The organism is Paraburkholderia steynii (genome assembly GCF_900100565.1).
GTDB classification, from domain to species: Bacteria; Pseudomonadota; Gammaproteobacteria; order Burkholderiales; family Burkholderiaceae; genus Paraburkholderia; species Paraburkholderia terrae.
The window spans coordinates 199,675-214,575 of sequence record NZ_FNDI01000002.1 but is presented as its reverse complement, the minus strand read 5'-3'; the positions used below and the strand labels follow the sequence as shown (position 1 = coordinate 214,575).

The window sequence follows — 14,901 nt, the reverse complement described above, 5'->3', positions numbered from 1 at the left end:
TCGCGCAAGGAGAACTCTCATGTATCCGCTTCCCGTCGAACGCTGGAAACCCTGGAATCGCGCGATCTACAAGGCATCGCTGCCGCTCGCGCTGCTCGTGTGGCTGCTGCCGATGCTCGCTGTGCTCGTCACATCGATCCGCTCGTCCGATGAGCTTTCGCAAGGCGATTACTGGACGTTTCCGAAGCACTTCGCGTTGCTCGACAACTACGGCGCCGCGCTCACGCAAACGCCGATGCTGCATTACTTCGCCAATAGCGTGCTGATTACGGTGCCGTCCGTGCTCGGCGCGATCCTGCTGGCGTCGATGGCGGGCTTTGCGCTCGCGACGTATCGCTTTCGCGGCAACATCGTCGTGCTGTTCACGTTCGTCGCCGGCAATTTCGTGCCCGTGCAGATCCTGATGATCCCCGTGCGCGACATGGCGTTGAAAGTCGGACTGTTCAATACCGTGTGGGCGTTGATCATTTTTCATATCGCGTTTCAGACCGGCTTTTGCACGCTCTTTCTGCGCAACTTCATCAAGCAGTTGCCGTTCGAGTTGATCGAGGCGGCGCGTGTCGAAGGCGCGAGCGAATGGACGATCTACGCGCGCATCGTTCTGCCGCTGATCCGCCCTGCACTCGCGGCGCTCGGCATTCTCGTCTTCACGTTCGTCTGGAACGACTATTTCTGGGCACTGTGCCTCACGCAAGGCGACGACGCCGCGCCCATCACGGTCGGCGTCGCCGCGCTCAAGGGGCAATGGACGACCGCGTGGAATCTCGTCGCGGCGGGTTCGGTGCTGGCCGCGCTGCCTTCCGTGCTGATGTTCTTCCTGATGCAAAAGCACTTCGTGGCGGGACTGACATTCGGCGCAAGCAAAGGCTGACGCGCAAGGCCGACCGCACACTACTGATCTCTGGAGAAATCGACAATGCAACTGGGTGTTTGCTACTACCCCGAACAATGGCCGGAAACGCTGTGGGCCGACGACGCGCGCCGGATGGTCGAACTCGGCATCACGCATGTGCGGATCGCCGAATTCGCGTGGAGCCGCATGGAGCCGCGCGCGGGCGTCTATGAGTGGACGTGGCTCGACCGCGCCGTGACCACGCTCGCCGACGCAGGCCTCAAGATTGTGCTCGGCACGCCCACCGCATCGCCGCCGAAGTGGCTCGTCGATTCGATGCCAGAGATGCTGCCCGTGCGTGCCGACGGCACGACGTGGAATTCCGGTTCGCGCCGTCATTACGACATTTGCAGCGAGCCGTATCGACGCGAATGCCTGCGTATCGTCGAGGCGATGGCGCAACGGTATGGTTCGCATCCCGCGGTCATCGCGTGGCAAACGGATAACGAACTCGGCTGTCACGAAACCGTGCCGAGCTATTCGAAGGCGGCCCGCGCGCGCTTCCAGACATGGCTCGCGCGTCGCTACGAGACCGTCGACAACCTGAACCAGCGCTGGGGCACGGTGTTCTGGAGCATGGAATACGCATCGTTCGATGCAATCGAATTGCCGAACCTGACGCCGACCGACGCGAACCCGATTCATCTGCTCGATTTCCGCCGCTTCATGTCCGACGAAGTGACGAGCTTCCACCGCGAGCAGGTCGATGTGCTGCGACGCTACGCGCCGAACGCGGACATGCTGCACAACTTCATGGGCTTCTTCACGACTTTCGATCACTATCGCTTCGCCGCGAACAACAGCATCGACGTCGCGACGTGGGACAGCTATCCGATCGCGCGCACGGAAGTGATCGCGTTGAGCGAAGAGGACAAGGCACGCTATGCACGCACGGGGCACCCCGACGTATCGGCATTCGATCACGACCGTTATCGCGCGATCGGACAAGGCCGTTTCTGGGTGATGGAACAGGAAGCGGGTCCGGTGAACTGGGCGCCGTGGAACCCGGTTCCTGCGCCCGGCATGGTGCGTCTGTGGGCCTACGAGGCCTTCGCGCATGGAGCCGAACTTGTGTCGTACTTCCGCTGGCGTCAGGCGCCGTTTGCACAGGAGCAGATGCATTCGGGTTTGAATCTGCCCGACAACACGCTCTCGCCGGGTGGGCGCGAAGTGGCGCGCGCCGCGCAGGAGATCACGCAGTCCGACGCGCTCACGAAGCTCGCGCAAAGCGGCCCCGCGCCACGCGCCGAAGTCGCGCTCGTGTTCGACTACGAAACGCAATGGATGTTCGAAATCCAGCGGCATGCGAAGGGTTTCGATTATCAGACGCTCGCGTTCGAGTACTACCGGACGCTGCGCGAAATGGCGCTCGACGCCGATATCGTATCGGCGCATGCCGATCTTTCGGGTTACAAGCTGATCGTTGTGCCGGGTCTCGCGGCGCTGCCGGCGGGCTTTGCGAAGAGCGTCGAGCAATCTTCCGCGCAATGGGTGATCGGCCCGCGCACAGGTTCGAAGACGGCAGACTTCGCGATCCCCGCGCAGTTGCCGCCGGGCGCGCTGCAAACGGTTCTGCCGTTCAAGGTGCTCGAAGTCGATTCGTTGCGTCCAACGCTGCAGCCGACGACGACATTCAACGGCGTGACGGGCATCGCGTTGCACTGGCGCGAGCATATCGAAACACGCGACGGTCTCGACGTGCTCGCGCGTTTCGATGACAACTGGCCCGCTATCGTCGCGCGCGGACATGTGCGCTATGCGAGCGCGTGGTTCGATGCGGCATTGCATCGCGCGTTGCTCGAAGGCGCGGCGCGCGATGCGGGTCTTGCTGTAACGCATCTTCCGCAAGGGTTGCGCGTTCGCCGTCGCGGCGAGATCACGTTCGCGTTCAACTTCGGCGCAACGGCTGTCGATGCGCCCGCGCCCGATAACGCGCGTTTCGTGCTGGGTCAGCGCACGCTCGGCACCGCCGATGTCTGCGCGTGGATCGCCGCGTGATGAATCGCCCGCGCGATATGCCGACGAAGACGCTGACCGTCGATGCTAGCCACCCTGCCACTACGCCGCGCGCGGATACGTTGCGGATGGGCGCGAACACATCGCCCGATGGAAGGACGATCGGCATCAACAGCCGTTATCTGACGCGCGACGGCGAGCCGTGGCTGCCCGTCATGGGCGAATTGCATTACGCGCGCGTGCCCGAGGCGCAATGGGACGACGCGCTTGCGAAGATCAAGGCTGCAGGCGTCGATATCGTGTCGTCGTATGTGATCTGGCGTTATCACGAGCCACGTCCCGGGCAGTTCGACTGGAATGCACGGTTCGATCTGCGTCGGTTCGTCGAAAACTGTGCGAAGCGCGGGCTGTACGCGTTCGTTCGCATTGGGCCGTGGGTGCATGCGGAAGTCCGTTATGGCGGCATCCCTGCGTGGGTCGTCGATCAGGTGCCGACGCGCAGCGACGATCCGCTGTATCTGCAGTATGTGCAGCGGTTCTTTGCTGAAATTGCCGCGCAGTTGAAGGGCTTGCTTTGGAAAGATGGCGGCCCCGTGATCGGCATCCAGCTCGAAAACGAATACAACCTGACGGGTCCGCAGCAAGGGCCCGCGCACATCGCGACACTCAAGCGCCTCGCGCGCGAAGCGGGACTAGACACGCCGTTGTACACGGTAACGGGCTGGGATAACGCCGTGTTTCCGCGACGCGAAGTGGCGCCTGTTTTTGGCGGCTACGCGGATTTGCCGTGGGGGACATCGACGGCGATGTCGACGCCGAGCGAAGTGTATGGGTTTCGTTTTACGAGCCGCGTCGGCGGCGATCTTGGCGCGCAGACACATAACAGTGAGCCTGGCGATGCGGATGCTGTAGCGGACGAGACGCCTTTTCTAGGCGCGGAATTCGGCGGGGGTGTGCCGACGATGTATCGGCGGCGTCCCGTGCTCGACCCCGACGATATTGCGGCGATGCTGCCCGTGCAGCTTGGTTCCGGTGTGAACCTGTACGGCTATTACATGCTGCATGGCGGCCGTAATCCGCCTGGCGATGTGGACGGGCAGGAATCGACGGCGTCGGGCGGCTATAACGATCTGCCCATCGTCAATTACGATTTTCAGGCGCCGTTCGGCGCGAACGGCGAAGCGCATCCCGTGCTTGGCAAGCTGAGGCCGTTGCATCTGTTTCTTCAGCAATGGGGCAGCGAACTGGCGACATGCGATGTGTATGCGCCGGAGCTTGTGTCTCGCGGTGCGGACGATCTTGAGACGCCGCGATTTTCCGTGCGCGCGGACGGAGATCGTGGCTTTCTGTTTTTCAACAATCATGTGCGGCAGCATCGGATGTCCGCGCGGCAAGGCGTGCAGTTTGCGGTCAAACTCGCGACTCGCACGGTCATGTTGCCTGCGGAGCCGATCGATATTACGTCGGGAACGTGGTTCGTGTGGCCTATTGGACTTGCGCTCGGTGGCGCGCGCTTGCGTTATGCGACTGCGCAGCCCGTTACGCGGCTTTCGACGCCTGACGGCGAAACGTATGTGTTCTCTGCAACGGATGGGATCACAGTTGAGTTTGCGTTCGAGCCAGGTTGCGTGACGCGGATCGCGGCCGCGGACTCTCGTTCTTTATTGACGACAGATGAAGTGAATGGTGTGTTGGTCGCACGCCCTACGCCCGGCTCTGTATTCATCGCGACGTGCAGCGACGACACGCGTATCACTATCATCACACTCGCGAGCGAGGATATTGAACGGCTCAGTGTGTTGCCATTCGATGGACAGCGTCGACTGGTTCTTACCGATGCGTTGGCGTTTGAACGCGATGGTGAACTCGTGTTGCGTTCTACGGGTGTCGCTTCGTTTGATTTAGATGTGTATCCGCCGTTGCAGCATGCCCCTATTGCGACACACGCGTTCGTAGAGGCGCCGATAGAAGGTGTTTTTCAGCGCTTCGCGGTATCCGTGCCACGAGTCGCGTTCGATGTTGGTGTTACGCGTTTGCGTTTCGCGCAGAGGGTGCCGTCTATTGCTTCAGGCGGTGCAGCGCGGGCTGCCGTCGAGCCTACGCCAGAGAGTTTTGGCAAGGCCGCCGCTTGGCGTATCGATGTTCCCGAAGAGGCGTTGAGCGCGCCCGGTTTGAGCAACGCCTATCTTTCAATCCGATATTCGGGCGATGTCGCGCGGCTGTTCTCGGGCGCCGATTTGATCGATGATCATTTTTATAATGGCTTGCCGTGGCAGATTGGCGTGCGCAATGTGACGATCGATCCGCAGCAATCGTTGATGTTGACTGTGCTGCCCATGCGGGCAGATGCGCCTGTTTATCTCGATGCGCGGCATGATCCCAGGTCTGCTATTAGCGATCAGGTTGCTGAGGTTCTTGGCGTGAGCTGGGTGCCGGAGTATGAAGTGGTCTTTTCCCGGCACGTAGGCGGGTGATTCTGGTTCTTTTGCTGGCATCCGGTTCGTTTTTTTTTGCCATTGTGCTGGCATCCGCGCTACGGTGTTTGCCATTCACGCGGGGCGGCAGCTACTTCTGGTTGTCTGCGACGCTGGATGGTTTGCTTGTGTTTTGTTCTGGCATCCGCGTTACGTTAGCGTGCTTCACGCGTCGCCCCTGTGCGGGGCGGCACCTACTTTTCTTTGCCGCCGCAAAGAAAAGTAGGCAAAAGAAAGCGGCTAACACCGCCAGTTCTTGTTACTGCCTGAGGGCCCCCAAAGGGTCTTACGCTTCACACGGCAGCATTTCTGTTCACGTTCGTTGCCAACGCATTGAATGAACGCCTCACCCGCTTCGAATACCCGTGCATGGGCGAGCGGCAGCGAATAGTTTGCGCCGCCCAGGTGGCAAACTGTGTGTAGGTTGTCGCGGCGTATAGCCTGGCGCTCTTACAGGGTGGAACGCGTGCGCTATCGGTTCGAAGTGAGGCATGTGAGGTGCTACGGCCTACACACAGTTTGCCACCTGGGCGGCAGTGGACTGTCTGGCACGGCTTGCTGCAACGCGGACATATGAAGCGGGTGAGGCGCACCGCAAGAGCGTTGGCAACGAACATGGGTCACGTGATTGCCGCGTGAAGCGGAAGACCGGTTGGGGGCCCTCAGGCAAGAACTAGCGCTTGCGGTGTTAGCCGCTTTCTTTTGCCTACTTTTCTTTGCGGCGGCAAAGAAAAGTAGGTGCCGCCCCGCACAGGGGCAACGCGTGAAGCACGAAGTCATATCGCGGATGCCAGCGCGAAGGCCAAAACACCGAACGCCAACGCGTGAAGCACGCTAACAAAGCGCGGATGCCAGCGCAAAGCCCAAAACACCGAACGGCAACGCGTGCAGCACGCTAACAAATCGCGGATGCCAGCGCAAAGGCTCATCGTGCCTTCAACTAGCCCCTCGCCAACGACGACGCTTTCCGCCCACGCGAGAAAGGCCCACTCGCATGCCAATCGCCACACGATCCATCAATCTCCCGCGCCATCATCGTCCGAACCAGATCAAGAAAAATCTGAACCACAGCATTCGGCTGCTGCAACTGCGGACACAGCGTGAACCCACGAAACATAATCTGAGGCACAAAAGGCCGAAACACAATGCGCTTCGGATTGGTATCAACCGCTGCAAGCGGATTCACAATACCAATCCCAAGCCCGCGCGAAACGAGCGCACAAATCGTCGCGCCATACGGCGTTTCGATCGCGGGCACCTGGCCGGCGCCAGCGGACCGCAACACGCGATCAAGAGGACTGCGCGTATCGTCCGCATACGATGGCAAGATCAGGCGTTCGCCGCGCAAATCGCCCGCTTCGATCCGGTCACGTGCAGTCAACGGATGCCGCGCGGGCAGCGCACACAACGCCGGCAAACGATACAACTCAGCACTCGTCACGCCAAACGCGTCCGGTGTAGCCGTCGCAAAGCCGACATCACAGTACGCCGACGACACCCACCGCTGGATCGTCCCTTCGCTTCTCATCTCCAGCGAGACGATCACCCGCGGGTAAGCCGCAAGAAACTGCTCGATCACGGCAGGCAGAAAGGACAGCGCCAGCACGGGCGCGGCGACGATCCGCAGACGTCCACTGCCCAACTGGCGGATTTCGCGCGCCGAGTTCTCCAGTTTTTCCAGCCCGACGAAGCTGCGCTCGACTTCGCGATAGAACGCGCTCCCCGCATCCGTCGCGTGGATGCGCCCGCCGTTGCGCACGAACAGCGTGAGCCCCGTCGCCGTCTCCAACTCCGCAATCAGCCGGCTGATACTCGGTTGCGACGTGCCCAGCTCTTCGGCTGCCGCCGTCATCGAGCCGCGCAGCATGACCAGCCGGAATGCCTCGATTTGCCTCTGATTCATCGCCTCTCCCGTCCGCCCGCCGTGAACAGAGACCTTAGCTTGCCATATCAGAAATGAATAGAAGCCCTTTTTGTCGCTATTTGACCGGATAAGCCGCACGAACCTAGACTGGCCTCACTACGCAGAACCCGACACGCTCATGCGCCCTGATTCTCTGCTGTTCCATGAAGCCTTTCGATGCGACCCATACTGGTGGGACGCTGCGCCGCCCGAAACCGCGCGGACGCCGTTGCCAGGCCAGGTGGACATCGCGATTGTCGGCAGCGGTTATTGCGGGCTGTCGGCGGCTGCGGAAGCGGCCAGCCACGGTGCGCGCGTGGCCGTCCTCGATGCGGGTGAGATCGGCGCGGGCGGCAGCACGCGCAGCGGCGGAATGGTGTCGAGCGGCCAGAAACTCGCGTTGACCAACGCGATCGCGGGCGTCTCCGCCGAGCGGCTCGTACGGCTGATGCGCGAATCGATGGCGAGTTTCGATTACCTGAAGCGCCTCGTCGCCGACGAATCGCTCGATGCGGATCTGAAAATCACCGGCCGCTTTTTCGGCGCGTACACGCCCGGTCATTTCGATCAGTTGCGTCGCCAGGGCGAGTTGCTGCGGGACAAAACGGGCGTCACCGTGCATGTGATCGAGCGCGACGCGCAGCGCGCAATGATCGGCTCGGACTATTACTATGGCGGCATCCTCGTCGATGAGTACGGCGGGCTGCATACGGCGAAGTATCACCGCGCACTGCGCGAGCTTGCAAGGCGGCGTGGCGTCACCCTCCATTCGCACGCGCAAGCGGAACGTATCGAGCGGATCGCGAGCAACGCGCCCGACGGCGTGCGCTTTCGCGTACACACGGCGCGCGGTGCGCTCGACGCTCGTCACGTGCTGGTCGCGACCAACGGCTACACGGGCCCGTTACTGCCGTTCTTCGCGCGCCGCGTGCTGCCCGTCGCGAGCTATCAGATCGCGACGGAGCCGCTGCCCGATGGATTGATGCACGCGCTCAACCCCGGCGCGCGGATGATCAGCGATTCAAAGCGCAATCTGTTCTACACGCGTCCGTCTCCAGACGGTACGCGGATGCTGTTCGGATCGCGCCCGGCGATCCGCGAACTGAGCGAACGCGAAGCGGCCCGCCTTCTGTACGGAAAGATGCTGCAACTATGGCCCGCGCTGCGCGACGTGCGCATCACGCACGCATGGAAAGGCTATGTCGCGATGACGCGCGACAAGCTCGCGCACATCGGCGTACACGACGGCATTCATTACGCGCTCGGCTGCAACGGCAATGGCGTCGCGCTGATGAGCTACCTGGGCAACCGCGTCGCACGCCATATGCTCGGCGTGGATCGCGACGCAGGCGCCTTCGGCGAAGGCGAATTTCCGTTGAGCGGCGCGGGTATCGCCAGCCAGCTCGCCGTGCCGCTCGGCACCGCGCTCTATCAACTCGACGACCTGTGGCGCGGACGCGTGCGCGTCGCGCTGTCCTGACCTTCATCGCGTCACTGGATACGAGGAGCCCCGATGATCCATCTGCACAACGTGTCGAAATGGTTTGGCGAGCATCGCGTGCTGGCCGGCTGCTCCGCGACGATCGAACGCGGCGAAGTCGTCGTGATCTGCGGGCCGTCGGGCTCGGGCAAGTCGACGCTGATCAAGTCGGTCAATGGACTCGAGCCCGTGCAGGATGGTCGCATCGTCGTCGACGGCATGGACGTGACGGCGAAAACGGCGAACCTTGCGCGGTTGCGCGCGAAGGTCGGGATGGTTTTCCAGCATTTCGAGCTGTTTCCGCATCTGAGCGTGCGGCGCAACCTGATGCTCGCGCAGATGACGGTACTCGGACGCAGCCGCGACGAAGCCGCCGACAAGGCCCGCTCGCTGTTGCGGCGCGTAGGCTTGCGCGATTACGAGGACAAGTACCCGACGCAGTTGTCGGGTGGCCAGCAGCAGCGCGTGGCGATTGCCCGCGCGCTGTCGATGGACCCCGTCGCCATGCTGTTCGACGAGCCGACCTCCGCGCTCGACCCGGAGATGGTCAACGAAGTCCTCGACGTGATGAGCGCGCTCGCTCAGGACGGCATGACGATGTTGTGCGTGACCCACGAAATGGGCTTCGCCAGGCGCGTCGCGGACCGCATCCTGTTCATGGATCACGGCGCCATCGTCGAGGACGACTCGAAAGAACAGTTCTTCGCGCGCCCTCGCTCCGAGCGCGCGCGCGAGTTTCTGTCGCGCATTCTGCATTGAGCGGCACACGCCGCGTTCGCCTTGCTGTTCCCTTTCCGTTCACCGCCGTTCCTTTCGAGAGGAGCCTCATGATGCGTTTTCTTCACTTTGCACGCAGTCTCGCGCTGGCTGCTTCGCTATGCGTCGCAGCCGTATCGCCCGCTCATGCGGAAGACGTGGGCACGCTCACACCGGGCAAGATCGTCGCCGGCGTCGACGCGAACAACAAGCCCTATTCGTACATCGACAACGGCAAGATGACGGGCTTCGATGTCGAGCTGATTCGCGCAATTGCCGCGAAGCTCGGCCTGTCCGCCGACTTCCGCGCGCAGGACTTCGCCGGCCTGTTGCCGAGCGTCGCGAACCAGCAGATCGATCTCGCCGCCGGCTCCATTTCGATCACGAAAGAACGGCTCAAGATGGTCGACTTTTCCGAGGGCTACCTGACAGGCCTGTTGAGCGTCGCGACCCTGCCGGACAGCACGATTTCGAGCGACGTCGCGTCCGTCAAGGGCAAGCGGATCGGCGTCGTGCAAGGCACCATCGAAGACACGTATTCGGACAGCTATCTGCCCAGTGCGCAGATCGTGCGCTTTCCGAATCTGAACGCGGGGTTCCTCGCGCTGCGCAACAAGTACATCGACGGCTACTTCGTCGACAAGACCCTGGTGGAAGGCCTGCAAGGCAAGTACCCGCAGATGAACATCGCGGACAAGCTCGACATATCCGCGGTCAATCTGCCGGCGGGCTTTCCTGTTCACAAGGGCAACGTCAAGCTCGAAACCGCGCTCAACAAGACGCTCGGCGAACTGGTGGCCGACGGCACGTGGATGAAGCTCTATCTGCAGTTCCATCCCGGCTATCCGAAGCCTGCCGACCTGCCGCCGTACGCAATGAAGTCAGGCACCTGAGCGACACGGCCACCGCCCGCCAACCGCACTTCATCGACCACGTTTCGTCTCCCGGAGAGCGCACATGGACGCCTTTTTGCAGAACTTCCTCGACTGGCCGCTTCTGGTCGATTCGTTGCCGGCGCTGCTGGGGACGGGTCTCGTGAACACGTTGGTGCTGTCGTTGTTCTCGACGGTGCTCGGCATCGTCGCGGGCATGGTGCTGGCGCTGATGGCCGTGTCCAACACGCGCTGGCTGACGTTTCCCGCGCAGGTGTTCATCGACGTGTTTCGCGGGCTGCCCGCCGCGCTCGTGATTCTCGTGGTTGGCCAGGGGCTGGCGCCCATCGGGCTGTCGATCTTCGGGCCGAACCCTTATCCCCTCGCGATCGTTGCGCTCGCGTTGATCTCGTCCGCGTATATCGCCGAGATTTTCCGCTCGGGCATCCAGAGCGTGGGGCGCGGCCAGATGTATGCGTGCCAGGCGCTCGGCATGACGTACTGGAGCGGCATGCGGCATGTCATCGTGCCGCAGGGCGTGCGGCGCATTCTGCCCGCGCTGGCCAACCAGTTCATTTCGATCGTCAAGGATTCGAGCCTCGTTTACTTTCTCGGGCTGCTCACGTCGCAACGCGATCTTTTCACGATCGGGCAAAACACGGCGGTCAATACGGCGAACCTGTCGCCGCTCGTCGCGGCTGGTGTCGTGTATCTGCTGATCACCGTGCCGCTCACGCATGCGATCAACCACATCGACCGCTGGACCAACCGTTTCTCGAACCCCGGCGCGCGCGGCGGCAAGCAGGCGCCGCGCAGCCTGCGCGCAGCGCGGCGCGAGGCAGCGCTGCAATCTCATGCAAACACGCAGGCCGCCGCAGCCGGTATCGCCGAACGCCGGCCTTGAACCCATCCAACTCAATACACGAACATGGGACCGAAAGTCGATACCGTAGCCGACGATATCCAGCTACCCGAGCGCGCCGATGTGGTTGTGATCGGCGGCGGGATCATCGGCGTTTCCACCGCGCTGTATTTGAGCGAGAAAGGCTTGCAGGTCGCGCTGTGCGAGAAAGGACACATCGCCGGCGAGCAATCTAGCCGCAACTGGGGCTGGGTGCGCGTCACGCGCCGCGACCCGCGCGAACTGCTGCTCAGCATCGAAAGCCTGAAGCTGTGGCGCACGCTCGACCGCACGATGGGTATCGACACGGGCTTCAATCAGTGCGGCATTCTGTATGTATCGAACGACGACGCGACGTTGGCAAGGCATCGCGACTGGCTCGCGCGCGCGAGGCAGATTGCCGGCGACGCATTCGACACGCGCGAAGTCGACACTGAAGCGATTGCCGGACTGCTGCCCGGATCGACCCGCAGTTTCAAGGGTGGCATATACACGCCGGGCGACGCGCGCGCGGAACCGCAAAAAGCCGCGCCCGCCATCGCGAATGCGCTGCGCAAGCGAGGCGTCAAGATTCTCACGCCGTGCGCCGTACGTGGCATTGAAACGAGCGGCGGACACGTCAGCGCCGTCGTCACCGAGCACGGCACGATCCGCTGCGATGCCGTCGTCGTCGCGGGCGGCGCCTGGACGCGCTATTTCTGCGGCAATCTCGGCGTCGAACTGCCGCAACTGTTGACGCGCGCTTCGGTGCTGCGTACCGAGCCGCTCGAAGGCGGCCCGACGTGCAGCGCGAACAACGAGGAGTTCGCATTTCGTAAGCGCGCCGACGGCGGCTACACGGTCGCCTATGGACTGCGCACGCACGCGGACCTCACGCCCGATGCGTTCCGCCTCTTCTTCAAATACATCGAGGCGCTGAAGAGCCAGATGGGCGCGTTGCAGATCCGCGTCGGCAAGCGTTTTCTCGATGAGTTGAAGCGGCCGCGTCGCTGGGCGCTCGACCGTCCAACCATCTTCGAAGCCATCCGCACGCTCGATCCCGATCCCGTCGTGCCGTATGTCGATAACGGTCTGCGCGAGTTCGTGAAGGCGTTTCCGCATCTCGCCGGCGCGAAGATTGCGCAGCGCTGGGCGGGCTATATCGACGTGACGCCGGATGCGATTCCCGTCATCTCAAGCGCCGCGCGAGTGCCGGGGCTGTTCATCGGCACGGGCTTCTCGGGGCACGGTTTTGGCATTGGACCCGCCGCAGGCAAGCTGATGGCCGATCTCGTCAATAACGACACGCCGCTTGTCGACCCGCGCGCGTTTCGCCTCGAACGCTTCAGCGACGGCACGAAAATCACCATCGACGCGGGCTTCTAAGCGCCGCACATCACATCGTCAGCGGGAACAGAATATGGACAAGGTAGCGATGGTGTCAGGCGCGAATCGCGGCATCGGCCGCGAAATCGCGCTGGAGTTGCATCGGCGCGGATATCGGCTGTCGCTCGGCATGCGCGATCCGTCATCGTTCGATAACGACCTCGACGCGTTCCTCTTCGCCTACGAAGCGCGCGACGGGCATGCCGCCCGCCAGTGGGTCAATGCGACCATCGATCGTTTCGGCCGTCTGGACGTGCTGGTCAGCAACGCCGGGATCTGCAAGATGGTCACGTTCGACGACGACGCGAGCGAACTGCTCGACGAAACGCTCGACATCAACGTGAAGGCACCCTTCCGGCTCGCGCAGGCCGCCTTGCCGCATCTGAGGCGCGCTGGCAACGGACGCTTCGTGCAACTCGCGTCGCTGTCGGGCAAGCGGGTGAAGAACCTGAACGTCGGCTATCAGATGTCGAAGCACGCGGTGATCGCGTTGACCCATGCAGTGCGACGTGCGGGCTGGGACGACGGCGTGCGCGCAACGGCCGTCTGTCCCGGCTTCGTCAATACCGACATGGCGGCCGGACTCGCCGATCTGCCGCCCGACGCGATGACGCAACCGGGCGACATCGCATCGATCGTCGTGAACACGCTCGAATTGCCGAACACGGCGAGCATGGCCGAACTGCTCATCAATTGCCGTCACGAAGACATGCTGTGACGACGAACGTCACGCCGCAATCGGCCCATGATCCGCCTGCTGCGTCTCGCGTTTCGGCACCACCACCCGCCGTGTGTCGCCGTCCGCCAGCGCGGGCGTCGATTCGAACAACTCGGCAATCCAGTCTGCGAACACACGCACCTTCGCGGACAGGTGGCGGTTGTTCGGATACACGATCGACACCGGCTTGGGCTTCGGCTTGAAGTCGGGCAGCACTTCGAGCAGCGATCCGTCGCGCAGTTTCTGCGCGACCATGAAGAGCATAGGCTGGATCAGGCCGAAACCTTCCAGTCCGCACTTGACGTACGCTTCCGAGTCGTTGACCGTGACGACACCGTTCATCCGCACTTCCGTTGGCTTGCCGTCGACGAGAACGATCCACGGCATCGGCCGCGTGTTGTGCGCGACGCGGAAATTCACGGCCTGATGCATGGCCAGATCGTCGATGCTCTTCGGCGACCCGTAGCGCTGCAGATAGTCGGGCGAAGCGCACGTTACGCGCTTGAGCGTGCCGACGCGCCGCGCAACCATCGACGAATCTTCGAGGGGGCCCGCCCGCACCATGCAGTCGATCCCCTCCTCGACGGGATCGACGGGCCGGTCCGACAGGCCCAGATCGAGCGAGATGTCCGGATAGCGCTCGTGAAAGCCGCGCAACGCCGGAATCACCAGATAACGCCCGAGCGAACTCGGCATGTGGACGCGCAGCGCCCCGCTCGGCTTGCGATTGCCCGCCTGAAAACTCGCGTCCGTTTCCGCGATGTCCGTGATGATGCGTATGCTGTGCTCGTAATACGCCGCGCCTTCCGGCGTGAGCGAGAGGCGCCGCGTGGTGCGGTTCATCAGACGCACGCCAAGCACGGCTTCGAGGTTCTGGATGGTCGTCGTCACCGTCGCGCGCGGCATGCCCATCTGCTCGGCGGCGCGCGTGAAGCTGTTCGCATCGACCACACGAGTGAATACTTCCATTGCCTGAATGCGGTCCACGCTATCCCCTTTCGGCTACCAAACGATAAGGATAAAACGCGCGGACCGGCAAAAACAAGCAAACACTGCAATTAGCCGGATTTAGCGAACAGTTGGATGCGCCTGCCGTGAAATAGCGCGACGATAACGCTTATCGTCAGGCAATTTTGACGCGAACCTGAAGGCGGCCTCATGTTCGGCACAAACAACGAGGCCGCACACGCCAATCAACCGCCGCGATACATCGGATCGATGCTGTCGGGCTGCTCGCGTTTGCCGGACTGCGATTTCCCCGATTCAACACCGCCGACGCCGCTGTGATTGCCGGGCCTGGCCTTGTCCGGCAAAGCCATTTGATCGCTGTGCCCGGCGTGCGACGCTTTCACGACGCCGCCTGTTCGAGGACTGGAAGCGGGCCCGTCATCGCCTGCAAAGGCTGGCAGGGCAAACGATGTCACGCACGCCAGCAACAGCGCGCCAATCAGTTTCGCGTTCATGTGGACTCCCTTGAGTTCGTTGAGCAATCGAATGCATGCGAGCCATGTGCTTCGGCGCGCTTCGTGCGATCCGATGGAGCGCGCGAGAGCATGCCCGCGCGCAATTGAAGGCTCAAACGAT

General features: G+C 62.5%; 12 protein-coding genes. 9 read left to right on the top strand and 3 right to left on the bottom strand.

The window, feature by feature from the left end; translation table 11 throughout:
- The first annotated feature begins 19 nt into the window (after positions 1-19).
- From BLT65_RS04920 to BLT65_RS04910, 3 genes are read left to right on the top strand one after another with little or no spacing between them, the layout of a single operon-like run.
- Positions 20-871: a carbohydrate ABC transporter permease gene (locus BLT65_RS04920; RefSeq protein WP_007583881.1), complete on the top strand. Its 852-nt coding sequence runs from the start codon at positions 20-22 to the stop codon at positions 869-871.
- 45 nt (positions 872-916) lie between these two features.
- A complete protein-coding gene (locus BLT65_RS04915; protein WP_091775431.1) occupies positions 917-2,890 on the top strand; it encodes a beta-galactosidase in 1,974 nt (657 codons plus the stop codon).
- On the top strand, positions 2,890-5,322 hold the full coding sequence (locus BLT65_RS04910; RefSeq protein WP_091775427.1) for a beta-galactosidase: 2,433 nt from the start codon (positions 2,890-2,892) through the stop codon (positions 5,320-5,322). The genes BLT65_RS04915 and BLT65_RS04910 overlap by 1 nt, the downstream gene beginning before the upstream one ends.
- A 940-nt stretch (positions 5,323-6,262) precedes the next feature.
- Here the strand turns inward: BLT65_RS04910 and BLT65_RS04905 are convergent.
- Positions 6,263-7,225 carry a LysR substrate-binding domain-containing protein gene (locus tag BLT65_RS04905; RefSeq protein ID WP_091775424.1) on the bottom strand — a complete coding sequence of 321 codons (963 nt, stop codon included), beginning with the start codon at positions 7,223-7,225 and terminating at the stop codon, positions 6,263-6,265.
- A gap of 139 nt (positions 7,226-7,364) precedes the next feature.
- Here BLT65_RS04905 and BLT65_RS04900 point away from each other — a divergent pair, with 139 nt between their 5' ends.
- From BLT65_RS04900 to BLT65_RS04875, 6 genes are all read left to right on the top strand, one after another.
- Positions 7,365-8,705, top strand: a complete 1,341-nt coding sequence (locus tag BLT65_RS04900; RefSeq protein ID WP_091775421.1) for an NAD(P)/FAD-dependent oxidoreductase — start codon at positions 7,365-7,367, stop codon at positions 8,703-8,705.
- 33 nt (positions 8,706-8,738) lie between these two features.
- Complete coding sequence (locus BLT65_RS04895) at positions 8,739-9,464, top strand: amino acid ABC transporter ATP-binding protein (RefSeq protein ID WP_091775417.1); 726 nt, start codon at positions 8,739-8,741, stop codon at positions 9,462-9,464.
- 71 nt (positions 9,465-9,535) lie between these two features.
- A complete protein-coding gene (locus tag BLT65_RS04890; protein WP_091776115.1) occupies positions 9,536-10,354 on the top strand; it encodes a substrate-binding periplasmic protein in 819 nt (272 codons plus the stop codon).
- Between the two features lie 64 nt (positions 10,355-10,418).
- Positions 10,419-11,237 (top strand): amino acid ABC transporter permease, encoded by an 819-nt coding sequence (locus BLT65_RS04885; RefSeq protein WP_042304951.1) that lies wholly within the window; start codon positions 10,419-10,421, stop codon positions 11,235-11,237.
- Between the two features lie 24 nt (positions 11,238-11,261).
- The gene (locus BLT65_RS04880) at positions 11,262-12,599 is read left to right on the top strand and encodes an NAD(P)/FAD-dependent oxidoreductase (RefSeq protein ID WP_091775414.1); all 1,338 of its coding nucleotides are present in this window, start codon (positions 11,262-11,264) and stop codon (positions 12,597-12,599) included.
- A gap of 34 nt (positions 12,600-12,633) precedes the next feature.
- The gene (locus BLT65_RS04875; protein WP_091775411.1) at positions 12,634-13,317 is read left to right on the top strand and encodes an SDR family NAD(P)-dependent oxidoreductase; all 684 of its coding nucleotides are present in this window, start codon (positions 12,634-12,636) and stop codon (positions 13,315-13,317) included.
- 9 nt (positions 13,318-13,326) lie between these two features.
- On the opposite strand, the gene BLT65_RS04870 is transcribed toward BLT65_RS04875, so the two are convergent.
- Together BLT65_RS04870 and BLT65_RS04865 are read right to left on the bottom strand one after the other, a co-directional pair.
- Positions 13,327-14,304, bottom strand: coding sequence for a LysR family transcriptional regulator (locus BLT65_RS04870; RefSeq protein ID WP_042304954.1), 978 nt, complete (start codon positions 14,302-14,304; stop codon positions 13,327-13,329).
- A gap of 206 nt (positions 14,305-14,510) precedes the next feature.
- Positions 14,511-14,780 (bottom strand): hypothetical protein, encoded by a 270-nt coding sequence (locus tag BLT65_RS04865; protein WP_091775408.1) that lies wholly within the window; start codon positions 14,778-14,780, stop codon positions 14,511-14,513.
- Positions 14,781-14,901 lie beyond the last annotated feature (121 nt).